Below are 23848 nucleotides of genomic sequence, written 5' to 3'. Positions count from 1 at the left end.
ATTCTATGTACAGGGACTTTAAGCTGCGATGAATACGAAAACCTGGATGTGCCTGATTTGCGGGTGGATCTACGACGAAGCGGCGGGTGTGCCGGAAGACGGCATTGCCGCCAACACGGCCTGGGCCGATGTCCCCATGAATTGGACATGCCCCGAGTGTGGCGCACGCAAGGAAGACTTCGAAATGGTTGAGATCTGAAGCATGGCATAGGGGCGTGACGTCCCTCGGGCTGCGCAGGCACGGTGGTCGAGGCAGTCTCATACGAGGAGCGAGTGCCAATGAGCATGAATGGGTCCGGTTACAAGGTCCTCGTCATCGACGACAGCAACACCATTCGGCGCAGCGCCGAGATCTTCCTCAAGCAGGGCGGACATGAAGTGCTGCTGGCCGAGGACGGTTTCGACGCCCTGTCCAAGGTCAACGATCACAGGCCACACCTGATCTTCTGCGACATCCTGATGCCGCGTCTCGACGGCTATCAGACCTGCGCCATCATCAAGCGCAATGCCGATTTCTCCAACGTGCCGGTCGTGATGCTGTCGTCGAAGGACGGCGTGTTCGACAAGGCGCGCGGCCGCATGGTCGGCTCCCAGGACTATCTCACCAAGCCTTTCACCAAGGACCAGCTGCTGCAGGCCGTGCAGCAGTTCGGCATCGCACAGAAGAAAGAGGCGCTTTAATGCCCATCCACAAAGTGCTCGTGGTCGACGACTCCAAGACCGAGCTGTTCTTCCTGACCGACCTGCTCCAGAAGAACGGCTTTTCGGTCAAGACCGCGGAGAACGCCGACGACGCGATGCGCCGCCTCGAGGAAGAGCGGCCCGACCTGATCCTCATGGACGTGGTCATGCCCGGCCAGAACGGCTTCCAGCTGACCCGCGCGATCGCGCGCAATCCGCAGTACGCGAACGTGCCCATCATCCTGTGCACGAGCAAGAACCAGGAAACCGATCGCGTCTGGGGCATGCGCCAGGGCGCCCGCGACTACATCGTGAAGCCGGTCAACGCCGCCGAGTTGATGGCGAAGATCAGCGCGCTGGCCTGAGGCCCGCGATCCGCCCATGGCCAATCGCGACGCCCTGCGTGCCTTTCAGTCCCGGTTGGCAGCGCGTCTTCAGGCCGCGCGCACCTCGGACGTGTCGGCCTCGTGGCTGGCGGTCGAGGCCGGCGAGGGCCGCTACCTGTTGCCGCTCGGCCATGCCGGCGAGATCTTTCCCTGGACCCCGCCCCAGGCGGTGCCCTACACCGAACCCTGGTTCCTGGGCGTGGCCAACCTGCGCGGCGGCCTCTATGGCGTGGTGCAACTGTCGAGCTTCGCCACCGGGCACGCACAGGAGCCACCCGCAGCGACCGTCGAAGGCGCGCGGGCGCAGTCGCGCCTGGTGGCGCTCAACGAGCTGCTCGAAGTCAATTGCGCGCTGCTGGTCGACCGGCTGGTCGGCCTGCGTGGCGTGGAGGCCTTCGCCGCATCGCAGCGCCCCGCCGACGATGCGCCGGCCTGGTTCGGCCACAGCTACACCGACGCCGAAGGCGCCTCCTGGCAGGAGATCAGCCTGCAGGCGCTTTCGCAGCACCCCCGTTTCCTGAGCATCGGCGCCTGAGTGGCTGGCCGGGCTTTGACATCCAAGTGAAGGACCGACCGTGAGCTCGATCGCCGACAAGCTGAAGAAGTACCTGCCCGCCACGGAGGAGAGTGCCAACGAACGCATGCATGGCACCGGCACCGGCGCCACGCTGGCGCTGGACAACATCGAGACCATGCAGCCGCCGCCGGACGAGCCGGTGTTGCCGCGCACCCCGGTGGGGCCCACGTCGTACGAGTCCTTCCAGGCGACCGGGCCTGCGGTCGTCGCTGCATCGAGCGCGCCGGCCGCGCCGGCAAGCGGTGGCGGCGCGGCCCAGGCCGTGGCGGCGGCGCTGCGCGTCCATCCCGGGCGCCAGCTGCGTATCTTCGCGATCGCACTGGCCGTGGTGATCCTGCTGCTGCTCCTGGTGGCCGGCTCCGCCATCCTGCGCGCCGACCGTCTGGCACAACAGGTGGCCTCGACCGGCCAGGCGCTGATGCAGTCGCAGCGCTTGGCCAAGTCGGTGTCGCAGGCGCTGGTGGGCAACGGCGCGGCCTTCACCGAAGTGCGCGAAAGCTCGGACGACCTGACGCGCCGCGTGCAGGGTCTGGCGGCCGGCGACGAGTCCCTCAAGCTCGAACGCGTGGGCGGCCAGTACGACGCCGAGCTCGCCAAGATCACGCCGCTGGTCGAGCGCGCGGACAAGAGCGCCAAGGCCGTGCTGGCCCAGCAGAAGATCCTGACGCAGGTGGGCGCAGCGCTGCGCGACATCAACCGGCAGTCGTCCGACCTGCTCGAGATGGCCGAGACCCTGGCCTCCCTCAAGATGCAGCAGAGCGCTTCCATTCCCGAGATCTCGGCCGCCGGCCAGCTGGTGATGCTCACGCAGCGCATCGGCAAGTCGGCCAATGAGTTCCTGACCGTCGAAGGCGTGAGCCCGGACGCGGTGTTCCTGCTGGGCAAGGACCTGAACACCTTCCAGGAAATCACCCGCGGCCTGCTCGACGGCAACGCGCAGCAGCGCCTGCCGGGCGCACGCGATGCGCAAAGCCGCCAGCAGCTCGAACTGATCCTCAAGACCTACGAGCAGACCCGCACGCAGGCCGGCGCCATCCTGGGCAATCTGCAGGGGCTGGTGTCGGCGCGCGAAGGCCTGGCCACCATCCTGGCCGACAGCGAGCCGTTGCGCCTGTCGCTGGGCGACCTGCAGTCCAAGCTGTCGGACCGCACCGGCCTGGGCGCCGGCACGCTGGCGATGCTGGTCGTGCTGTCGCTGGCGGCGCTGGCGCTGGCCGGCGGCATGGGCTTCGTGCAGGTGCGCGAGGGCCGCGAGCGCGCGGTCTCGGCCGAGAAGGACCGGCTCGAGGCCGAGCGCCTGAGCGAAGAGGCCAGCCGCGTGAACAGCGCCAACCAGGCCGCGATTCTCCGGCTCATGAACGAACTGCAGACGGTGGCCGAAGGCGACCTGACCCAGGAAGCGACCGTGACCGAGGACATCACCGGCGCCATCGCCGACTCGGTGAACTACACGGTGGAAGAACTGCGGCTGCTGGTGGGCAACGTGCAGAACACGGCCGCGCGCGTGGCGCACACCACCTCGCTGGTGGAAAGCACCTCGACCGAGCTGCTGGCCGCATCGACCGAACAGCTGCGCGAGATCCGCGAGACCGGCCAGTCGGTGCTGACCATGGCCGAGCGCATCAACGGCGTGTCCTCGCAGGCGCAGGAATCGGCCACGGTGGCGCGCCAGTCGCTGAAGGCCGCGTCGTCGGGCCTGCAGGCGGTGCAGAACGCGATCGGCGGCATGAACTCGATCCGCGACCAGATCCAGGAGACGTCCAAGCGCATCAAGCGGCTGGGCGAGTCGTCGCAGGAGATCGGCGAAATCACCGAGCTGATCTCGGACATCACCGAACAGACCAACGTGCTGGCGCTCAACGCCGCCATCCAGGCCGCATCCGCTGGCGAAGCCGGGCGCGGCTTCTCGGTGGTGGCCGAGGAAGTGCAGCGGCTGGCCGAGCGCTCGGCCGACGCCACGCGCCAGATCGCCGCGCTGGTGAAGGCGATCCAGACCGACACCCAGGACGCGGTGGGCGCCATGGAGCGCTCGACGCAGGGCGTGGTCGAAGGCGCCAAGCTGTCCGACAACGCGGGCACCGCGCTGTCCGAGATCGACCGCGTGTCGCGCCGGCTGGCCGACCTGATCGAGCAGATTTCGCAGTCCGCCTCGCGTGAAGCCGATTCGGCCAACGTGGTGGCGGCCAACATCCAGCACATCTTCGCGGTGACCGAGCAGACCGGCGACGGCACGCGGACCACGGCCCAGCAGGTGCGCGAGCTGTCGCAGATGGCCGAGGAGCTGCGCCAGTCGGTGGCCCGCTTCAAGATCGTCTGAACCCCGAGCGCCGAACGTGTCGACCCCTTCGTCCGCCATGGCCGAGTCCGCCGGCTCCGCATCCGACAGCCATGACCTGGGGCCGCTGGCCTGGGTGGTCGGTGAGGTCCAGAAAACGCTCGAGGGCACGGGCAAGTCCTTGCGCCGCTTCGCGCGCGACCTGGCCTCGCCGCCCGACACCGGGCCGCTGCGGCTGGCCCGCCAGCACCTGCACCAGGCCGTGGGTGCGCTCACGATGGTCGGCCACAAGGCGCCGGCGCTGGTGGTGGGCGCGATGGAGTTCGCGGTGCAGCGCTTCGTCGACGAACCGGCCCGTTGCACCGAGGCCGAGGTGCGCAAGATCGACCGCGCCAACTTCGCGGTGATCGACTATCTGCAGGCGCTGCTGGGCGGCAAGACCGTGTCCGCGGTCGGCCTGTTCCCGCAATACCGCGACGTGCTGCAGATGGCCAGCAGCGACCGCGTGCACCCGGCCGATCTCTGGCCCCATCCCTGGCGCTGGGCCGAAATCCGTCCGTCGCCGACCCAGGTGGCGCTGGTGTACGACCCGGCCGTGCGCTCCAAGCTCGACCGCGAAGTGCTCAAGATCGTCCAGGACGGCGACGACCAGGCGGCGCGAAGGCTGCATGCGCTGTGTCTCGGGCTGGCGCGGGGCTCCTCGGTGCCGCGCGTGGTCAGCTTCTGGATGCTGGCCGCGGGTTTCTTCGAGGCGCTGAGCCTGTCGCTGCTGCCGGTCGACCTCTATGTGAAGCGCGCCGCATCGCGCGTGCTGCTGCAATACGCCACGCTGGCACGGGGGGGCGACGCCGCCATGTCGGAGCGGCTGGCGCAGGACCTGCTTTTCTTCTGCGCCCAGGCCGCGCCGGCCCCTGACGACGAGGTGCTCACGCTGCGCCGGGTGCGGCGTGCGTGGGGCATCCAGGACGAAACGCCGGTCGACTATGCGGTCGAGCACTTCGGCCGCTTCGATCCGCAGGCGCTGGCCCAGGCCCGCAAGCGCATCGAGGCCGCCAAGGAGATGTGGTCGGCGCTGTCCGGCGGCGACCTGTCGCGCATCCGCCAGGCGGTCGATGCCTTCACCCAGCTCGGCGAATCGCTGCAGAAGCTGCATCCATCCAGCCAGCCGATGGCGCAGGCCCTGGACAACGCGGTCGAGGGCTCGCTGCGGTCGGGTCAGCCACCGGGCACCGAGCTCGGCATGGAGGTCGCGACCTCGGTGCTGTACCTCGAGGCCGCCTTCGAGGACCTCGATCCGCAGGACCGCCAGCTCACGGCGCGCACCGTCCAATTGGCCGGTCGCATCGAACGGGTGCGCGAGGGTGGCCGGGCCGAGCCGCTCGAGCCCTGGATGGAGGAGCTCTACCGCCGCGTGAGCGACCGCCAGTCGATGGGCACAGTGGTCGCCGAATTGCGCGCCAACCTGAGCGAGCTCGAGAAATCCCTCGACCAGTTCTTCCGCCGGCCGCAGGACAAGTCCCTGTTGCGCACGGTCCCCACGCAACTGCTGCAGATGCGCGGCGTCTTCTCGGTGCTGGGCCTCGACCAGGCCGCTCACACCGTGCAGCGCATGCGCGACAACGTCGACCATCTGATGGCCGCCGAATCGCCGGCCGCCGAGACGCGCGATTTCGATTCGCTGGGCAACAACCTGGGCGCGCTGGGCTTCCTGATCGACATGCTGGCCTACCAGCCGGCGCTGGCCAAGCGTCTGTTCGTTTTCGATGCAGAGGCAGGCGAACTCAAGCCCTTGATGGGCCGCACCACCGAAGCTGCCGCAGCCGCCGACGAGGCCCTGGCTGCCGCGTCGGGCGCCGACACCGTGCTCAGCGTGGAAGAGGTCGACGCCCAGATCGCCGCCAAGCTCGCGGCCCTGGCCACGCCGCACCGCAAGCCGGTCTCGCCCATCGAGGAATTCAGCCGCGCCGCCGACAGCTGGACCGCCAAGATCGTCGGCCCGATGTCCTTGCCCGACACCGAGGTGACGGAGCTCGAGGAAGACGACCTGCGCAACATCTTCCTGGACGAGGCACGCGAGGTGCTGGTCAACGGCCAGGATGCCGTCGAGACACTCGGGCACGATGCCACGGACAGGGGCGCGCTCACGGTGCTGCGCCGGGCCTTCCACACGCTCAAGGGCAGTTCGCGCATGGTCGGCCTGACCGACTTCGGCGACGCCGCCTGGTCCTTCGAGCAGGTCATCAACCTCTGGCTGGCCGACCAGCGTCCCGCCACGCCCGAACTGCGCGAGGCCACCGGTCGCGCGCTCAAGAATTTTGCCGCCTGGGTCGAGGCCATCGCGATGGGCCAGCCGCACGATGCGCAGGACGACGACTTCAGCGGCCTCGCCGAGGCCCTGCGCAGTGGCGGCCCGCTGCCGCCCACGCGTTGGAGCGATCCCGATGTGCTGGCGATCGCCGCGCGTCACATCGCGGCCGAACCGGCTGCGCCCGCACCGGTAGCCGCGCTGTCGCTCCCCGACGTGCCATCGCAGGCCGAGCCTGAGGTCGCGGCGCCTGAAATCGCCGAGGGCCATGCGATGCAGGCCTCGTCGCGCCTGGCCGAACCGGAGCGTGCGGGCGCACGTCCCGACAGCGAGATGGACGACGATTTCGCGTCCACCGACTTCCTCGATTTCGACCTGCGCGCGCTGGACGCCGCGCCCGAGCCGGCCCCTGCACCTCCGCCCGCGCCGCATCTGCCGCAGGGCGAGGACATCGACTTCCTCGAGGCCGCCCATGCGTCGATCGACGCGAGCTGGTTGCGGCCCGCGGCGCCGCTCGTCGTCGCACCCGAGGGCCTCGCGCCCGATCCCTTGGAAGCGCGGGACGACCTCGCAGTGCTCGCGAGCCTGCTGTCGCGGCCGAGCGAGATGCCGTGGGATCCGGCCGTGCCGGCGGATGCCCGAGCGGAGGCCGAGCCCGGGCCTGAATCGACAGACCCGGCGCCGGTGCCGCATGAGGACCTCGAAGGGACGCCCGTCGACGCCGTCGTGCCGGAACCGGAATCGCCCGCGGCCCCCCCGCCGGCCGCGCCGCCGCGCCTGACCCTGGTCAGCTCCGACTCCCCGCCGCCGCCGAGCGCGGACGATCCCATCAAGGCGATCGGCCCGCTGCGCATCGGCATCGCGCTCTACAACGTCTACCTCAACGAGGCCGACGAGTGGTCGCGCCAACTGGCCATCGACGTCGGCGAGTGGGCGCTCGAATCGCACCTGCGGGTCGGGGATTCGACCATCGCCCTGGCGCATTCGCTCGCCGGCAGTTCTGCCACGGTTGGCTTCCAGGGCCTGTCGGGCATGGCGCGCCTGTTCGAGGCGGCGTTGCAGCATCTGCAGCGCCAGGGCCGCGGCACGCCCGAACAGGGGCGGGTGCTGGTCGCCGCCGCCGAGGAGGTGCGGCGCCTGCTGCACCAGTTCGCGGCCGGCTTCCTGCGCGAACCGGTCGACGCGACGCTGCAGGCCCTGCGCGAGGTCGCGGCCTCGCAGTTGGCTTTCGAAGCACAGGACAGCGGCAATGCGCCGCTCGAGCGGATGCCGACGCAGGTCGACGTGTCGCTCGACGATTCGGACGATGCGGTCGACCTGGCGGACGCGGTCGACCCCGACCTGTTCCCGATCTTCGAGGAAGAGGCGGTCGAGCTGCTGCCGACGCTGGGCGGCGCCTTGCGCGACTGGCTGCACCAGCCTGAGAGCGACACGCCGCGGGCCGCCGTGCTGCGCGCGCTGCACACGCTCAAGGGCAGTGCGCGGCTGGCCGGCGCGATGCGCCTGGGCGAACGCGCCCACCGCATGGAGTCCGAGATCGAGTACCTCGGCACGCAAGGGGCAGACCGTGCATCGGTCGAGGCGCTGCTGGTGCGCTTCGATGCGCTGCAGTCCACCTTCGACCAGCTGCGCGGCGAGGCCGTCGGCGGAGGGCCGGAGGCATCGGTCGCGCCCGTCGTCGAGCCGGTTGCGCCCGTGGCGCCTTCTTCGGCGGCGGCGTCGGACGTCCTGACCGAGCCCGCTCCGATCGTGCCGACCGGCCACGTGGCCAAGCCCTTGCCGTCACGGTTGACGCCGTTGCGCGGCAGCAGCTCGCAGCAGGCCGTGCGCATCCGCACCCAGTTGCTCGATCGGCTCGTGGCCCAGGCCGGCGAGGTGATCATCACGCGCTCGCGGATCGAGGTCGAACTCCAGCAGTTGCGCGCGTCGCTGGGCGACCTGACCGGCAACCTCGACCGCCTGCGCCAGCAACTGCGCGACATCGAGGTGCAGGCCGAGAGCCAGATGCAGTCGCGCCTGGCGCAGGCCAAGGATTCGCAGCAGGGCTTCGACCCGCTCGAGTTCGACCGCTTCACGCGCGTGCAGGAACTCACCCGGATGATGGCCGAGTCGGTGAACGACGTGGCCACCGTGCAGCGCACGCTGCAGAAGACGGTGCAGGCCACCGAAGACGATCTGTCGGCCCAGGCGCGCCAGACGCGCGAACTGCAGCGCGGCCTGCTGCGCACGCGCATGGTGGAGTTCGAGGGCATTTCCGATCGTCTCTACCGCGTGGTGCGCCAGGCCTCGAAAGACACCGGCAAGCCGGTGCGCCTGGACATCGTCGGTGGCTCGATCGAAATGGACCGCGGCGTGCTGGAACGCATGACGCCGGCCTTCGAGCACCTGCTGCGCAACAGCGTGGCCCACGGCATCGAGGACGCCGCGTGGCGCGAGCGCGCCGGCAAGGACGCGACCGGCCTGATCACCATCGACCTCAAGCACGAAGGCAACGACGTGTCGGTGAGCTTCGGCGACGACGGCGCGGGCCTCGATCTCGCGCGTATCGACCAGCGTGCCCGCGCGCTGGGCCTGGTCGACGGCCTTGCGCCGCTCACGCCCGAGGCCGCGGCCGAACTGATCTTCAGGCCCGGCTTCTCGACCGCGCAGCAGGTGTCCGAGCTGGCCGGCCGCGGCATCGGCATGGACGTGGTGCGTGCCGAAGTGGCGGCGCTCGGCGGCCGCATCGAGACGCTCAGCACGCCCGGGCAGGGCACGCGCTTCAGGCTGGTGCTGCCGCTGACCACCGCGGTGACGCACGTGGTGATGCTGCGCGCGGGCAGCACGTCGGTCGGCGTGCCGTCCAACCTGGTCGAGCTGGTGCAGCGCGTGAGCCTGGCCGAGCTCGACACGGCTTACGCCGCGCAGCACTACCCCTTCGCGGGCGAGGCGGTGCCGTTCTACTGGGGCGGCGCGCTGCTCCAGTCTTCGGCCCGCAGCGAGGCGTCGAGCAGCAAGACCCACTCGGTGATCGTGGTGCGCAGCGCGGCCCAGCGCGTGGCGCTGCACGTCGACGAGGTGCTGGGCAACCAGGAAGTGGTGGTCAAGAATCTCGGCCCGCAGCTCTCGCAGCTGCCCGGCATGGCGGGCATCTCGGTGCTGGCCTCGGGCGCGGTGGTGCTGATCTACAACCCGGTGGCGCTCGCGGCGGTGCACGGCGAGCAGGCGCGGGCGATGCATCAGGCCGCTGCGCGTGTCGGGGGCAGCACGCCCGCGGCCGAGCCGGTGGTGCCCGAAGCACCGCTGATCCTGGTGGTCGACGACTCCATCACCGTGCGGCGCGTCACGCAGCGCATGCTGCAGCGCGAGGGCTACCGCGTCTCGCTGGCGGCCGACGGCCTGCAGGCGCTCGAAAGGCTGCAGGTCGAGCGGCCCGCGGTGGTGCTGTCGGACATCGAGATGCCGCGCATGGACGGCTTCGACCTGGCGCGCAACATCCGGATCGACCCCGCGCTGGCCGACCTGCCGATCATCATGATCACCTCGCGCATCGCCGAGAAGCACCGCGAGCATGCGGTGCAGCTGGGCGTGAACCACTACCTGGGCAAGCCCTATTCGGAAGAGGAGCTGATCCGGCTGGTGCGCACCTACGCGCAGGTCGAGCCGCCGCCGGCGCTCTGATCAGCCGGCGTCCTTTGCCTTGGGGCCGCACACCACGCCGTAACGCTGCAGCGTGCGCTCGCGCGCTTCGGCATGGTCGACCACCGGCTGCGGATAGTGCTCGCCCAGCGTCAGGCCGACCGCCGCGAGCTCGACCGGCGACGCGGTCCACGGTGCGTGGATCACCTCGTTCGACAGGCCGGCGAGTTGCGGCAGGTAGCGGCGGATGAACTTGCCTTCGGGGTCGAAGCGCTCGCTCTGCGTGATCGGATTGAAGATCCGGAAGTAGGGCTGCGCATCGCAGCCGCTCGAGCTCGCCCATTGCCAGCCACCGTTGTTCGACGACAGCTCGAAGTCGTTGAGGTGCTGCGCGAAGTAGGCCTCGCCGCGGCGCCAGTCGAGCCCCAGGTCCTTGCACAGGAAGCTCGCCACCACCATGCGCAGCCGGTTGTGCATATAGCCGCTCTGGTTGATCTGCGCCATGGCCGCGTCGATCAGCGGGTAGCCGGTGCGGCCCTCGCACCAGGCCGCGAACAGCCCGTCGGCATGCTTGCCGTGGTGCCAGATGATCCTGTCGTATTCGGGGCGGAAGCTCTTGCCCTCGGCCATCTGCGGGTTGTGCACCAGCACCTGGAAATAGAAGTCCCGCCAGATCAGTTCGCTGAGCCAGGTCGCGGCGCCCGCGTTGCCCTGCAGCGCGAGCTGGTGCGCCACGCCCGCCAGTCCGCGGATCGACACCGTGCCGAAACGCAGGTGCACGCCCAGGTAGCTGGGGCCGCGCACCGCGGGGTAGTTGCGGGCCTCGTCGTAGCGGTCGATGCGATCGAAGAAGTCGTCGAACAGCGCGGCGCCGCCCTGCGCACCCGTGGGAATCTCGAGCGTCGACAGGTTGGTCGGCGCGAACCCGATGTCAGCCAGCGTGGGCACCGGTGCGTCGTGGCGCGCGGGCGGCGGGATCAGCGCATCGGCGTAGCCGCGCGAGGGGTAGGCCTTGAGGTAGAAGGCATCCACCTTGGCCAGCCAGGCGCGCTTGTAGGGCGTGAACACGGTGTAGGGCTGGCCGACCTTGGTCAGCAGCTCGTCGCGCTCGAACACCGCCTGGTCCTTGGCCGTCACGAAGGTGATGCCCACATTCGCCAGCGCGCCGAACACCCGCGCGTCGCGCGCCATCGCGCCCGGCTCGTAGTCGCGGTTGGCGAACACGGCCTGGACGTCGAGCGTGTGCGCCAGTTGGGGAATGTCCTCCTCGGCCACCGCGTGGTGCACGATCAGGCCGCCCCCCAGGGTGCGCAGTTCGGCATCGAGCGCGACCAGCGACTCGCGGATGAACTCGACCCGCCGATCGGCCTGCGGCAGGGGGGCGAGCAGGGGCTTGTCGAAGACGAACACGCACAGCACCTCGCGGCAGGTGCGCAGGGCCTGCCAGAGCGCGGCGTTGTCGTCCACGCGCAAGTCCCGACGGAACCACACGAGACCCTTGGGATAGATTTTGTCGACGGCCAGTAAAATCGGAGGCATGTCTTCTGATTCTGCCTCGATGAACCTCACGCATCATTTCCTGATCGCGATGCCGGGGCTGGAGGACCAGGTCTTCAACCGCAGCGTCGTCTACCTGTGCGAGCACAGCGCGCGCGGCGCGCTCGGCCTGGTGATCAACAAGCCCAGCGACATCAACCTCAAGGTGCTGTTCGAGAAGATCGAGCTGCACCTGTCGCGCCCCGAGTTGGGCGAAGCGCCGGTGTTCCAGGGCGGCCCGGTCCAGACCGAGCGCGGCTTCGTGCTGCACGAGCCGGTCTTCGCCGATGCCGACAAGCCCGAGGAGTCGGTCTATGCCTCGACCATGAGCATCCCCGGCGGGCTGGAAATGACCACCTCGAAGGACGTGCTGGAGGCGCTGGCCACCGGCGCCGGCCCGCGCAAGGTGCTGGTGTCGCTCGGCTATTCGGCCTGGGGCGAGGGCCAGCTCGAGAGCGAACTGGCCGAGAACAGCTGGCTCACCGTGGGCGCCGACCCGGCGGTGATCTTCGACACGCCGATCGCCGAGCGCTATGACCGCGCGTTGCTGCTGCTGGGCCTCGAAGCCTGGACCTTGTCGCCCGATGCGGGGCACGCATGAACACTGAGGGCGCGCCGGCGCCCGCCGCCGGCCTGGCGGCTTCGGCGCCCGTCCCTCCGCATTTCCAGAGCTTTCTTGCCTTCGATTACGGTCAGAAGCGCACCGGCGTCGCCACCGGCAACCGGCTGCTGCGCAGCGCCTCGCCGCAGGCCACGATCAAGGCCGAGGGCGATGCGCGCTTCGTGCAGGTGGCGGCCCGGATCAAGGAGTGGCAGCCCGACGCGCTGGTGATCGGCGTGCCTTTCCACCCGGACGGCGCGGCGCACGACAACACGCGTGCCGCGCAGAAGTTTGCGCGCCAATTGCGTGGCCGCTTCAACCTGCCGGTCTACGAGGTCGACGAGCGCTACAGCACGACCGAGGCGCTGTCCTCGGGCGCGCGCGACGCCGACGCCGCGTCGGCCTGCATCATCCTTGAGCAATTTTTGAGGACTCTCCCTTGACCTCCATTCCCGAAGCCGAGGCGCTCTACGGCGACCTGCTGCGCGGCGTCCAGGCGCTGCTGCGGCCCGGCACCCGGCTGGTCGGCATCACGTCGGGCGGTGCCTGGCTGGTCGAGCGCCTGCAGAAAGACCTGGGCCTGCCCGGTGCGCCCGGCGTGATCTCCTCGGCCATGCACCGCGACGACTTCGCGCGCCGCGGCCTGTCGGCCAGCGCGCAGACCGCGCTGCCTTTCGATGTGAACGGCACCGACGTGCTGCTGCTCGACGACGTGCTCTACACCGGTCGCACCATCCGCGCAGTGCTCAACGAGCTGTTCGACTTCGGCCGTCCGGCCTGCGTGCGGCTCGCGGTGCTGGTCGACCGCGGCGGGCGTGAGCTGCCGGTGGCGGCGGACTTCGCGGCCGCGCAGCTCACGCTGGCGGACACGCAATCGCTGGCGCTGGCCCGCAGCGATGCGGGCGTCTTCAGCTTCGACGTCAAGGAATCCTGAAGTGCTCTACAAGCGCAATCCGCAGCTCAACAAGAACGGCGAGCTGATCCATCTGCTGTCGATCGAGGGCTTGCCCAGGAGCATCCTCACGCACATCCTCGACACCGCGGCCCACTTCACCAGCGTGAGCGACCGCGAGGTGAAGAAGGTGCCCTTGTTGCGCGGTAAGAGCGTGTTCAACCTGTTCTTCGAGAACTCGACGCGCACCCGCACCACCTTCGAGATCGCGGCCAAGCGGCTGTCGGCCGACGTGTTCAACCTCGACATCGCGCGCTCCTCGGCGAGCAAGGGCGAGTCGCTGCTCGACACCATCGCCAACCTGTCGGCGATGGCGGCCGACATCTTCGTCGTGCGCCACAGCGAGTCGGGCGCGCCCTACCTGATCGCGCAGCATGTCGCGCCGCACGTGCACGTGGTCAATGCCGGCGACGGTCGCCACGCGCACCCGACGCAGGGGCTGCTCGACATGTTCACGATCAGACATTACAAGAAGGACTTCGCGAACCTCACGGTCGCGATCGTCGGCGACGTGTTGCATTCGCGCGTGGCGCGTTCGGACATCCATGCACTCACCACGCTGGGCTGTGCCGAGGTCCGCGTGGTCGGCCCCAAGACGCTGGTGCCGGGCGACATGGCCGGCATGGGCGTGCGCGTGTGCCACACGCTCGAAGAGGGCATCAAGGACTGCGACGTCGTCATCATGCTGCGGCTTCAGAACGAGCGCATGAGCGGCGCGCTGCTGCCGTCGAGCCAGGAGTTCTTCAAGACCTACGGCCTCACGCCCGAGAAGCTGCAACTGGCCAAGCCCGACTGCATCGTGATGCACCCGGGTCCGATCAATCGCGGCGTCGAGATCGACTCGGCCGTGGTCGACGGCAGGCAGAGCGTGATCCTGCCGCAGGTCACTTTCGGCATCGCGGTGCGCATGGCCGTGATGAGCATCGTGGCAGGCAACGAAGCATGAACATCCTGATCACCCATGGCCGCGTCGTCGATCCGGCCTCCAGCTTCGACCAGGTGGGCGATGTCGCCATCGCCGACGGCAGGATCCTCTCCATCGGCCACACGCCCGCCGACTTCCGTGCCGAGCGCACGCTCGACGCCTCGGGTTGCATCGTCGCGCCCGGCCTGGTCGACCTGGCCGCACGGCTGCGCGAGCCTGGCTACGAGCACGAGGGCATGCTCGACAGCGAGATGGCCGCGGCCGTGGCCGGTGGCGTGACCAGCCTGGTCTGCCCCCCCGACACCGACCCGGTGCTGGACGAACCCGGCCTGGTCGAGATGCTCAAGTTCCGCGCCGAGAAGCTGCAGCGCGCACGGCTGTTCCCGCTGGGCGCGGTCACGCGCGGCCTGGCCGGCGAGGTGCTGACCGAGATGGTCGCGCTCACCGAGGCCGGCTGCATCGGCTTCAGCCAGGCCGACGTGCCGCTGACCAGCACGCAGGTGCTGCAGCGCGCGCTGTCCTATGCCGCGACCTTCGGCTACACCGTCTGGCTGCGGCCGCAGGACCGCGACCTGGGCAAGGGCGTGGCGGCCAGCGGGGCACTGGCCACGCGGCTGGGCCTGTCCGGTGTGCCGGTGGCGGCCGAGACCATCGCGCTGTTCACCATCTTCGAGCTCATGAAGAGCACCGGCGCGCGCGTGCACCTGTGCCGCCTGTCGAGCGCGGCCGGCGTGGCACTGGTGCGCGCGGCCAAGGCCGAAGGCCTGCCCGTGAGCTGCGACGTCAGCATCAACTCGCTGCACCTGACCGAGAACGACATCGGCTACTTCGACAGCCGCGCCCGTCTCAACCCGCCGCTGCGCCAGCAGCGCGACCGCGATGCGCTCTCGGCCGGCCTGGCCGACGGCACCATCGACGTGCTGGTGTCCGATCACACGCCGGTCGAGACCGATGCCAAGACGCTGCCCTTCGCCGAGAGCGAGCCGGGTGCGACCGGGCTCGAACTGCTGCTGCCGCTGGCGCTGCAGTGGGGCGAGCAGAGCGGCGCGGGCCTGATGCGCGCACTGGCGGTGGTCAGCGCCGCGCCGGCGTTGCGCATCGGCGCGCCCGGCATCGGCCGCCTCGAAGCGGGCGGCCTGGCCGACCTCTGCGTGATCGACCCGTCGGTGGAGTGGCAGGTGCAGGCCGACGCGTTGCGCAGCCAGGGCAAGCACACGCCTTTCGCCGGCTATGCGCTGCGCGGCCAGGCGCGCTTCACGCTGGTGGCCGGCCGGATCGTGCACCAGACCTGAAGGCCACCATGCGATCCTTCACCGCCTGCTGGAAGCTGCTGCGCGCCATCGGGCATGCCTTCGGCGGCTGGTGGACCATCCGCTTCGTTTTCCCGAGACTCGCGCCGGACCAGCGCAGCCTGCGCGTGCAGCAATGGGCCGCGCGCATGCTCGAACTGATGGGCGTGCGGCTGGTGGTCGAGGGCACGGCCCCGGCGCACGGGCCGCTGCTGCTGGTCTGCAACCACCTGTCGTGGCTCGACATCGTCGCCATCCACGCGGCGCGCCATGTGCGTTTCGTGTCGAAGGCCGGCGTGCACCGCTGGCCGCTGATCGGCATGCTGGCCACCGGCGCCGGCACGCTCTACATCGAGCGCGAGAATCGCCGCGACGCGCTGCGCGTGGTGCACCACATGACCGAGGCGCTGCGCGACGGCGACCTGATCGCGGTCTTTCCCGAGGGCACCACCAGCGACGGCCGCGGCGTGCTGCCCTTCCATTCGAACCTGCTGCAGGCGGCCATCGTCTCGGGCGCGCCGGTGCAGCCGGCCGCGCTGCGCTTCGTCGACGATGCCACCGGTGCCATCAGCCAGGCGCCGCGCTACATCGACGACGACAGCCTCGCGGTCTCGCTGTGGAACACGCTCAAGGCGCCGCCCCTGCGCGCCATCGTGCGTTTCGGCGAGCTGCAGTCGTCGACCGGGCGCGACCGGCGCCGCTGGGCCGAGTCGCTGCATGGCGACGTGATCGCTCTGCGCGACGCGATGCCGCCGACGCGCTGACAGGCGCCGGCGCCCCCAACCCTTCACCCAGGAGACGCCCATGCGTTTCATCGATGCCGCCGCCACACGCGAGGCTCTGTCATTCGAACGGCTGGTGCCGGCACTTGCCGCCATGTTCGCGTCGGGCTGCGAGGTGCCGCCGCGCCACGTGCACACGCTGGCCGCGCCAGAGGGCGGCGGCACGGTGCTGATCATGCCGGCCTGGCAGCCCGGCGCCTACCTCGGCATCAAGACCGTCGCCATCTTCCCCGGCAACGCGGCGCGCGGCCTGCCGGGCCTGCACTCCACCTACGTGCTCTACGACGCGCAGACCGGCGCGCCGCTGGCGCAGATCGACGGCGACGAGATCACCTCGCGCCGCACGGCGGCGGCCTCGGCACTCGCGGCTTCGTACCTGGCACCGCGCGACGCCCGGTCGCTGCTGGTGGTCGGCGCGGGTCGCGTGGCCGAACTGCTGCCGGCGGCCTACCGCGCCGTGCGGCCGCTGGAGACGGCGACGGTCTGGGCCCGCAATGCCGCGCAGGCCGCGGCGCTGGTCGAGCGTTTGCGCGCGCAAGGTATCGAGGCCGATGTCGCGCTCGACCTGCCGACGGCCGTGGCACAGGCGGACATCGTGAGCTGCGCCACGTTGGCCACATCGCCGGTGGTGCAGGGCGCCTGGCTGGCGCCGCATGCCCACCTCGACCTGATCGGCAGCTTCACGCCGGCCATGCGCGAGGCCGACGATGCGTGCTTCGGCAGCGGTGCGCGGCTCTACGTCGATACCGGCGAGGCGCTGCAGAAAAGCGGCGAACTGCTCGGGCCGATGGCGCGCGGGGTCTTCGCCGCTGCCGATGTCGTCGGCACGCTGGCCGAGCTGGCGCGCGGCACGGTGTCAGGGCGTGGCGAGGGCGGGGGGCGAACGGTCTTCAAGTCGGTCGGTACGGCGCTCGAGGACTTGGCGGCGGCGGTGCTGGTGTATGAGCGGACCGGCGGTCGCGACGGCTAGGCCGTCGAAGGGATACCCAAAAAAAAGCGCCCCGAAGGGCGCTATAGAACGGCGCCTTTCGGGCGCCGCGAGGAGGATCCAGCCGTTTGATGCAAATGGGGTCAGAGAATTCCAAAAATCTTCAGGGCAATGATCGCCACGACGGGCACGCCGCACAGCCAAAGAATGATGCTCTTCATGATGTTCTCCAAACTCGTTTGATCAAGGCTTCAGCGTAGGGGCTGTGCGCTTGCGGGCCCTGCGGGAAAAGGCAAGCCGATCGCGTGGTCCGCTGCCTACACCTGGCGGCACTCGGCGTGCGCAGTGGTGAAGAGAAGCTCCCGATCCGCGGGCGCCGTGTCAGCGCACAGCCATCGCGCATGAGCGACGCGGGCGCATGGCGCGCCCGAGGTCAGCGCCGCGTCGGCGGACGGAGCCCGGGATCGGGATCTGTAGGCCGGCTCGCGTCCTGCACGCCGGTCGGATCGATGTAGACCGGCACCGCGATGTCCATGGTGGCGGGCTCGACCGTCGTGGTCTCCACCCATTCGGTCGGGGCTCTCTCCGGCTCGAAGCCACTGGCCAGCGCGCCGATGGCGCACACGAGCGCCAGCACGAACCAGGCACCGCCGATCTTCCAACGCGACGGCACGGCACCGTTGATGCGAAACCACTGCGGGCGCGCCGCGCTCACCACCAGGCCGAGGACGCAGATCTGCCCCGCTATGGCGAACAGCAGGCCTTTCATCGGCACGACGAGGTGGGGTGCATGGCGCAGCCGGCTCGCAAAGCCATGCTCAGTCGCATCGGAAGCGAACAATTCCCGGCGGCGCGGCAGGGCGGTCGATCAGGCGTATCGGATCGCCGGTGGTCCGGCAGAAGCGCTCGGCCTCCTCCGGGCTGCGGGCCTGCAGGACGCCGTCCCCAAGGCGCGTCACGCCTGAGGACGGCGGCACGGCGCAGCCGGTCAGCATCACGAGCGACAAGAGGGGCAACACAAGCGCGGCGGAGATTTTCATCGGGTGGACGAGAGGCATGAAAGGCGGAGCATGGCCCAAGGTGGTCGAAGCCGCTGCCATCGGATTCATTCTGCCGCATCCAAACCAGGCGCTCTTGCGTAGATGACGAGGTTGCGGAACCGGTTTCAGCGGGCAGCGGCATCAGCCAAATGCTGACGACCACGGCCGGCCTCTTGAGGCCGAATCCGCCGGCTCAGCAAGGTCGTGCGTTGTTTGCTTCTTTCGGAGCATGGCCAAAGCATTGCAAGCAAGGGAGGGCGCGCCTGGAAGGATCGGGCCGCCTGTCATTGAGAAGCGGTGCCCGCAGCGCGTGCGCACATCTACGGAGTGATCAATTGGAGTTCTTTGTTGCAGAAGACACACCCGGACTGTTCAGCTGGGGGCTGACAGATGCCGGGGGCAAGGTCGTGGCGAAAAGCGCGGCCACTTTTCCGAACCGGGAGGCCGCGGCGGCGGCCATGGTCAGCGTCGCGGGCAGCCTGCCCAGCGCGGCCGTCGAGGACGAGTGAGCGCAGGCGGCAGTCGGCGTGGTGCGTCGAGGCCGGTCGGCCGATGTTCTTTTTGTCGCGGCTACCAGAACTTCCACCAGGGCCGGGTCTGTTGACGCATGGTGGCCGGCCGCGTGTCGAGCGTCTCGGCACTGGCGAGCGTGACGCCGCTGCGCTGACGCAGCTCGGTCTCCAGGGCGTGGGCCACGCCGCGGGCTGTCTTTTCACCTCTCAGGGCTCTCTGGCGCCATTCTTGCGCGTGATGCGCCAAATCATCGTCACTCAATTCACTTATCACTGTCATCGGACCATTGTGCCGTGTGAGCGGTAAGCGTTCGATCGCGCGGGATTTCTGCGGGCCACGGTCTGCAGCGCGGATGGGGTGTCGCGCAAAATTAAATGAGAATCAATCGCATTTAAGGCTATACTGGCCTCGGCGCTGTTGAACTCGGCGTCCCGGTTGTTTCTCCGCACTCCCGCGCCGCCATGCGTGCTCTCGTCCCTTACGGAAGGCAAGACACCCCATCGTGGCGGTCGACGTCGCGCACCCGAAATGATGACGAACGAAGGATCGATTCCCATGCAGACCGCCTTGTCCCACAGCAGCAACCCGACCCCGCGCGTGCGTCGCCGTATCACGGCTTCTTCCATCGCGGCACCGTCCATGAGCGTGCAGGTGCACGAACCGACGACGCCCGAGGCCCCGCGCTTCGACGATGCGGCGCTGCGCGTGTCCAGCCTGGACAGCCATGCGCTGCTGCGAGGGCACAAGACCGTTCAGATCGCGCACAACGGTTTCGTGTACACGCTGCAGGCCACCAAGCTGGGCAAGCTGATCCTCACCAAGTAGTTTCGATTCCGTCGCGGGACGGCTCGGAGGGCACCTGCGCCAGCCGTCACGCGCGTGATCTTGGCGCACGCATTTGCCCCGCGACGGCGCTGCAAATGTGTCCAAATGTGAACCGGTTCACTGCTTCGGCAAGTTCGTTCGTGGGTTGAAATGTATCGAGATGTACATTTGTTGTGCACCCCTCGGTGCCTTGGGGGGGCGTCTGCGATGACAAACCGCTTCCCACGACAACAAGTACGGAGCCAACCTTGTCCTCTCACGTTCGCCTTTCACGGTCGTACCGGCCGCTTCTTGCTCGCACCCTCATCGCCACGGTCGTCGCGACCGTCATGAGCGGCGCTTTGGCCCAGCCGGTCATCAATGTCGGCGATGGACTCATTGCACCCGGCAGCACGGAAGCCGTCAACGGTGGGCAGGCCTACCAACTCTCGAACGCGGCACAGGTCGCAACGCAAGCGGCGCAAGGCACCGCTGACCATGCCCTGGCCATCGCGGGAGCGGCCAACAATGCGGCGAACGGCGCACAGCAGAGCGCCAACGCCGCCAGCAGCATTGCGGGTACGGCCCTGGGTGTGGCCAATCAGGCCCAGAACACCGCGGCCAATGCCGGCAATGCCGCAGCGCTGGCGTCGACGGCGGCTGGCGTCGCGCAGAACACGGCCGACACCGCTCTGAATGCGGCCGGCACGGCTCAGAGCGCCGCGAGCGCTGCACAAAGCGCGGCCGATGGCGCCTACAGTCTGGCCGGCGCGGCCAGCAATGCCGCAAACGGTGCCCAGCAAAGCGCCAACGCCGCCAGCGCCATTGCCGGTACGGCTCTGGGCGTAGGCAATTCGGCGCAGAACGCTGCCAACAACGCGCAAGGCACGGCCACCGCGGCACTCGGCGCAGCCGGTGCGGCACAGGCCACGGCCAATGCCGGCGTGAACGCGGCGGCCGCTGCACAGGGCACGGCCAACACCGCGCTCGGCGCGGCCCAGACGGCCCAGACCTCGGCCGACGCGGCCCAGACCACCGCCAACGACGCGCAGCGCCTGGGCAAGAACTCGGCCCAGTACGCCGCCGGCGGCACCCAGCTCCAGCTCAATGCCAACGGCAACGCGGGCACGACGATCACCAACGTGCGCGCTGGCGTCGGCGCGACCGACGCGGCCAACTTCGGCCAGGTGCAGCAGGCGCAGCAGGCGGCCGTGGTGACGGCCAACGGCTTCACCAGCCAGCAGGTCAGCGCACTGCAGGAGGTGATGAACAAGGCCTTCGAGAATGGCCTGTGCAGCTTCAGCAGCGGGAACGTCACCTGCGGCACCGGCAGCAAGGCCACCGGGACGGGTGCGACCGTTCTCGGCCCGAATGCGGTCGCCAATGGCGACAACACGACGGCGATCGGCAACGGCGCGCAGGCGAACTTCGCCGGCTCGGTGGCGATCGGCGCCGGTGCCAAGGCACTGGCGGATCCGACCACCGCGGTGGGCAACAACGCCATCGCCGCGGGCAACGACTCGGTGGCGCTCGGCGCCAACACGCTGGCCAGCGGCGCCAATTCGGTCGCTCTGGGCCAGGGTTCGGTCGCGACCCGCGACAACTCGGTGTCGGTGGGCAATGCCGCGACGGGCTTCACGCGCAACGTCACCAACGTGGCGCCGGGCGTGCTGCCGACGGATGCGGTGAACCTCGAGCAGGCACAGCAACTCAATGCCGCGACCCTCGGCGAGGCGCGCAAATTCGCCGCCAGGGGCGTGGCCGCGGCCATGGCCAGCGCCGATGCGCCGATGCCTTCGGCACCGGGCAAGACCAGCTGGGCGACCCAGGCGGCGAGCTACAAGGGCGAGGCCGCGATCGGCGCCAGCCTCATGCACCGCCTGACCACCGACACTCCGTTGGCCATCTCCGCCGGCGTGGCCGGCGGCAACGGCTCGGTCGGTGTGCGCATCGGCCTGAAGGGCGAGTTCTAACGAAGACATCAGCGACATCGGCGCGAAAAGACGGGCGGTCTGACTCCGTGCCGCCCCGCCCGACCGTTCACGCCAGCGCGCCCAGCCACCGTCGTGGCCGGGCGCTTCGCGCTTGGCGCATCTCCTTGAACTTGCGGCGAAAGATGAGGCTGCCGCGCGTGCGAGCCACGACGCCATCCGACGAAGGATCGCTCGCCGCTGCCGCCTCTCCCTGCGACGCGCCGTTGCAACCACGACCGCGGCCCCTCATGTCCATTTACCCCTTCGCCCCCCTGAACCATGCCATCGGTCTCGATCCCGATGCATGACGCGGGCCGGCCGGCCCGGCCCACTGCCTCGCGCATGTTCGCAGCGGCGTGGTCACGCCTGCGGCACGCGGCGCCCGCGCCGCTCTTCATGGCCTGCCTGGCCCTCTTCCTGGCCTGCGTCTGGGGCTCCGCCTGGCTGGCATCGCGGCAGGGCCTGCAGCGCGCGGAGCGGCGCGCGGCCGAATTCGCCGCCGGCGTGCTCGGTGGCGTCGAGGCCATCGGCGCGCAGATCGACGAAGCCATGGCGCGCGGCAGCCGCGGCATCGGAAGTCCCACGCACTGCGACAGCGCCGACGTTCCGCGGCTGCAGGCCGTCCAGGCGCGCTACAGCTACATCGGCGCCATCGCGCGCGTGAATCCGGGCGGTGATCGCATCCTGTGCTCGACCTTCGGTCCCGAGGCGGACGGGCTGCTGCTGGGACCGGCCGACGACGTGATCCGCCGTGGCACCCGGCGGGTGCACCGGCGCGTGACGATGCCGACCGTCGACGGTGCCGAGTATTTCGTGCTGTCCAACGCCAACCTCGCCGTGTTCGTGCACCGCAGCGTGGCCACGACGATCCTGGCCACGCTGCAGGATGCGTCCCTGGGTGCCTACGTCAGGGATGGTGGGCCGATGCTCTTCAGCCGGGGGTCCTACGACATCGGTGTGCTCAAGGCCCTCGAACACAGCGGCGCGTCCGCCGCCTTCGACGGCCATCGGCTGCTGGGACTCAGTGCTTCCCCGAACTCGGAGTACGTCGCGTTCATCGACCTGCCTGCTGCCCGGGTGAAGGCCAACATCGACGACGCCCGGGCCTCGTTGTTGCCGCTGGGCGCGGTGCTGGGCCTGGCGCTCTCGCTGCTGCTGTTCGTGTCGTACCGGAGCTTCAGCTCGGTCGCCGCGTCGCTGGCCCGCGCGCTCCACACCGACCGCGTCTTCATGGAATACCAGCCGATCGTCGATCTTCGCACCGGGCGCTGCATCGGCGCCGAAGCGCTGGTGCGCTGGCGTCACGGCGGTGGCCTGGTGCCGCCCCAGCGTTTCATCGTCGCGGCCGAGCGCGCCGGCATCATGCCGCTGGTGACGCGCCGCATCGTCCAGCTCGTGGCATTGGACATGGCCGAACTCCTTCGTACCCATCCGGCGCTGCACGTGAGCATCAATTTCTCGGCCATGGACCTGCGGTCCACCGAGGCGGTGGAACTGCTCACCGGCTTGCTGCGGGTCACGGGCTTGCCCGCCGCGAGTTTCTGGATCGAGATCACCGAGACCAGTTTCGAAGAGAACGTGAGCCAGATCATCGACCGGATTCGCGCACTGGGCTTCCGGGTGGCCATCGACGACTTCGGCACCGGTTACGCCAACCTCGGCACGCTGGCCAGCATCGAGGTGGATCTGCTGAAGATCGACCGGCGCTTCGTGCAGTCCGCGACGCAGGCCGGCCAGGCGTCGGAAGTGGCGATCGCCATCATCGGACTGGCCCGGTCGCTGGAGCTGGAGATGGTGGCGGAGGGCGTCGAGACGCAGGCGCAGGCCGATTTCCTGATCGGCAGCGGTGTCCAGTTCGCACAGGGCTGGCTGTTCGGCCGGCCTGCGTCGGTGGATGCGTTGCGTGCGTTCATCGCACAGCAGAACGGGGGCGCTTCCGCGCAAAGGGGCCCTGGCACCCCTGAACCCCACGGTGCGATGGCAGGCCGGCGACATGGCGTGCCGCCCTTGCAGCCGCGACCCGTTTTCGACCACGAGGCAGGGTGAGACGGCATGCAGCTGCTCGGCATTCGCACGGCGGGAGGCCAATGGTCATGGGTCCTGCGCAGCGCCGATGGCGCACAGGTGATTCAGAGCACTCGCACCTTCAGCTCCTATGTGCTGTCCATGATCGATGCCTCCTGCGTCTGCGACCACCTGCAGACCGCGCAGGTCGAATGCGCCGACTACATTGCCATACCGGCGCTGCGCGGCATGCAGCGAGACCGTTAAGCACGCAGGCGCCAGGCACAAGTCGAGGCATGTCGTTCCAGCGTGGGCGCGGCAGCGCTTGCGGGTCGGTGCCGGCTACTCGGCACGCGAAGCGGTGGCGGGCGCGTGCCGGCGGGTGAACACCTGCTGACGGTGGGCGACGATGATGTCCGTGACCTCTCGCTTGGAGGCCAGGAAGCTCTCGCCACAGCTCGCACAGTGGTAGGCCCTCAGGCCCGGCAGAAGACGCATCCAGGGGCTGCGTTCCAGGCGTTCGAGCGACGGTGGGCGGCAGGCGCACCCTGCCTTCAGGATCTTCATGCTTCAACAAGCCTCATGCGATTCAAACGAAGCGTGCGCACGCCGTGCGGCACGGGAGAAAAATGAGGGGCTGCGGCAGGCAGGGCAGGGCG

At 69.3% G+C, this 23848-nt stretch carries 23 protein-coding genes; 18 read left to right on the top strand and 5 right to left on the bottom strand.

Annotation, left to right across the window (positions count from 1 at the left end):
• The first annotated feature begins 28 nt into the window (after positions 1-28).
• The 6 genes from ACSFBC_RS27575 (at position 29) to ACSFBC_RS27550 (ending at position 9884) form a co-directional block, all read left to right on the top strand.
• Complete coding sequence (locus ACSFBC_RS27575; RefSeq protein WP_183023681.1) at positions 29-199, top strand: rubredoxin; 171 nt, start codon at positions 29-31, stop codon at positions 197-199.
• Positions 200-279: 80 nt separating this feature from the next.
• Entirely contained in the window at positions 280-681 is a 402-nt protein-coding gene (locus tag ACSFBC_RS27570) for a response regulator (protein WP_435513522.1), read from the top strand.
• Positions 681-1046 (top strand): response regulator transcription factor, encoded by a 366-nt coding sequence (locus ACSFBC_RS27565; RefSeq protein WP_435513521.1) that lies wholly within the window; start codon positions 681-683, stop codon positions 1044-1046. Before ACSFBC_RS27570 ends, ACSFBC_RS27565 begins: the two co-directional genes overlap by 1 nt.
• Positions 1047-1062: 16 nt before the next feature.
• Entirely contained in the window at positions 1063-1602 is a 540-nt protein-coding gene (locus ACSFBC_RS27560) for a chemotaxis protein CheW (RefSeq protein ID WP_435513520.1), read from the top strand.
• 157 nt (positions 1603-1759) lie between these two features.
• On the top strand, positions 1760-3961 hold the full coding sequence (locus ACSFBC_RS27555; RefSeq protein ID WP_435513595.1) for a methyl-accepting chemotaxis protein: 2202 nt from the start codon (positions 1760-1762) through the stop codon (positions 3959-3961).
• 16 nt (positions 3962-3977) lie between these two features.
• On the top strand, positions 3978-9884 hold the full coding sequence (locus ACSFBC_RS27550; RefSeq protein ID WP_435513519.1) for a hybrid sensor histidine kinase/response regulator: 5907 nt from the start codon (positions 3978-3980) through the stop codon (positions 9882-9884).
• On the opposite strand, the gene ACSFBC_RS27545 is transcribed toward ACSFBC_RS27550, so the two are convergent.
• Entirely contained in the window at positions 9885-11381 is a 1497-nt protein-coding gene (locus ACSFBC_RS27545) for a cryptochrome/photolyase family protein (RefSeq protein ID WP_435513518.1), read from the bottom strand.
• Here ACSFBC_RS27545 and ACSFBC_RS27540 point away from each other — a divergent pair.
• The 7 genes from ACSFBC_RS27540 to lhpI are packed head-to-tail and all read left to right on the top strand — an operon-like array spanning position 11380 to position 16897.
• Positions 11380-11979, top strand: a complete 600-nt coding sequence (locus tag ACSFBC_RS27540) for a YqgE/AlgH family protein (protein WP_435513517.1) — start codon at positions 11380-11382, stop codon at positions 11977-11979. The two genes, ACSFBC_RS27545 and ACSFBC_RS27540, sit on opposite strands and share 2 nt — an antisense overlap.
• Entirely contained in the window at positions 11976-12422 is a 447-nt protein-coding gene (gene ruvX / locus ACSFBC_RS27535; RefSeq protein WP_435513516.1) for a Holliday junction resolvase RuvX, read from the top strand. Before ACSFBC_RS27540 ends, ruvX begins: the two co-directional genes overlap by 4 nt.
• A complete protein-coding gene (pyrR, locus tag ACSFBC_RS27530; protein ID WP_435513515.1) occupies positions 12419-12913 on the top strand; it encodes a bifunctional pyr operon transcriptional regulator/uracil phosphoribosyltransferase PyrR in 495 nt (164 codons plus the stop codon). The genes ruvX and pyrR overlap by 4 nt, the downstream gene beginning before the upstream one ends.
• Before the next feature lies 1 nt (position 12914).
• Complete coding sequence (locus ACSFBC_RS27525) at positions 12915-13877, top strand: aspartate carbamoyltransferase catalytic subunit (protein ID WP_435513514.1); 963 nt, start codon at positions 12915-12917, stop codon at positions 13875-13877.
• Positions 13874-15148, top strand: coding sequence for a dihydroorotase (locus ACSFBC_RS27520; RefSeq protein ID WP_435513513.1), 1275 nt, complete (start codon positions 13874-13876; stop codon positions 15146-15148). Before ACSFBC_RS27525 ends, ACSFBC_RS27520 begins: the two co-directional genes overlap by 4 nt.
• Before the next feature lie 8 nt (positions 15149-15156).
• Positions 15157-15909, top strand: coding sequence for a lysophospholipid acyltransferase family protein (locus ACSFBC_RS27515; RefSeq protein WP_435513512.1), 753 nt, complete (start codon positions 15157-15159; stop codon positions 15907-15909).
• Positions 15910-15949: 40 nt separating this feature from the next.
• Positions 15950-16897, top strand: a complete 948-nt coding sequence (lhpI, locus tag ACSFBC_RS27510; protein WP_435513511.1) for a bifunctional Delta(1)-pyrroline-2-carboxylate/Delta(1)-piperideine-2-carboxylate reductase — start codon at positions 15950-15952, stop codon at positions 16895-16897.
• Between the two features lie 391 nt (positions 16898-17288).
• Here the strand turns inward: lhpI and ACSFBC_RS27505 are convergent, their stop codons facing one another.
• Together ACSFBC_RS27505 and ACSFBC_RS27500 are read right to left on the bottom strand one after the other, a co-directional pair.
• Positions 17289-17624: a hypothetical protein gene (locus ACSFBC_RS27505; RefSeq protein ID WP_435513510.1), complete on the bottom strand. Its 336-nt coding sequence runs from the start codon at positions 17622-17624 to the stop codon at positions 17289-17291.
• 49 nt (positions 17625-17673) lie between these two features.
• Positions 17674-17895: a hypothetical protein gene (locus ACSFBC_RS27500; RefSeq protein ID WP_435513509.1), complete on the bottom strand. Its 222-nt coding sequence runs from the start codon at positions 17893-17895 to the stop codon at positions 17674-17676.
• A gap of 335 nt (positions 17896-18230) precedes the next feature.
• On the opposite strand from ACSFBC_RS27500, the gene ACSFBC_RS27495 reads away from it, so the two are divergent.
• Positions 18231-18404, top strand: coding sequence for a hypothetical protein (locus ACSFBC_RS27495; protein WP_435513508.1), 174 nt, complete (start codon positions 18231-18233; stop codon positions 18402-18404).
• 61 nt (positions 18405-18465) lie between these two features.
• Here the strand turns inward: ACSFBC_RS27495 and ACSFBC_RS27490 are convergent, their stop codons facing one another.
• Entirely contained in the window at positions 18466-18591 is a 126-nt protein-coding gene (locus tag ACSFBC_RS27490; protein WP_435513507.1) for a hypothetical protein, read from the bottom strand.
• A gap of 372 nt (positions 18592-18963) precedes the next feature.
• Here ACSFBC_RS27490 and hemP point away from each other — a divergent pair, with 372 nt between their 5' ends.
• The 4 genes from hemP to ACSFBC_RS27470 all read left to right on the top strand — a co-directional run bounded on the left by hemP (position 18964) and on the right by ACSFBC_RS27470 (position 23456).
• Positions 18964-19233, top strand: a complete 270-nt coding sequence (hemP, locus tag ACSFBC_RS27485; protein WP_435513506.1) for a hemin uptake protein HemP — start codon at positions 18964-18966, stop codon at positions 19231-19233.
• A gap of 248 nt (positions 19234-19481) precedes the next feature.
• Positions 19482-21185 (top strand): adhesin, encoded by a 1704-nt coding sequence (locus ACSFBC_RS27480; protein WP_435513505.1) that lies wholly within the window; start codon positions 19482-19484, stop codon positions 21183-21185.
• A 279-nt stretch (positions 21186-21464) separates the two neighbouring features.
• Positions 21465-23231 (top strand): EAL domain-containing protein, encoded by a 1767-nt coding sequence (locus tag ACSFBC_RS27475; RefSeq protein ID WP_435513504.1) that lies wholly within the window; start codon positions 21465-21467, stop codon positions 23229-23231.
• Between the two features lie 6 nt (positions 23232-23237).
• Positions 23238-23456: a hypothetical protein gene (locus ACSFBC_RS27470; protein ID WP_435513503.1), complete on the top strand. Its 219-nt coding sequence runs from the start codon at positions 23238-23240 to the stop codon at positions 23454-23456.
• Between the two features lie 75 nt (positions 23457-23531).
• Here ACSFBC_RS27470 and ACSFBC_RS27465 read toward each other — a convergent pair whose 3' ends face one another.
• A complete protein-coding gene (locus ACSFBC_RS27465; protein ID WP_435513502.1) occupies positions 23532-23756 on the bottom strand; it encodes a hypothetical protein in 225 nt (74 codons plus the stop codon).
• Positions 23757-23848 lie beyond the last annotated feature (92 nt).

The sequence above is a fragment of the Variovorax frigidus genome, assembly GCF_051216515.1.
In the GTDB taxonomy this organism is placed as follows: domain Bacteria; phylum Pseudomonadota; class Gammaproteobacteria; order Burkholderiales; family Burkholderiaceae_C; genus Variovorax.
The sequence above is the reverse complement of the archived record's forward strand: the minus strand, read 5'-3'. Positions and strand labels throughout refer to the sequence as shown.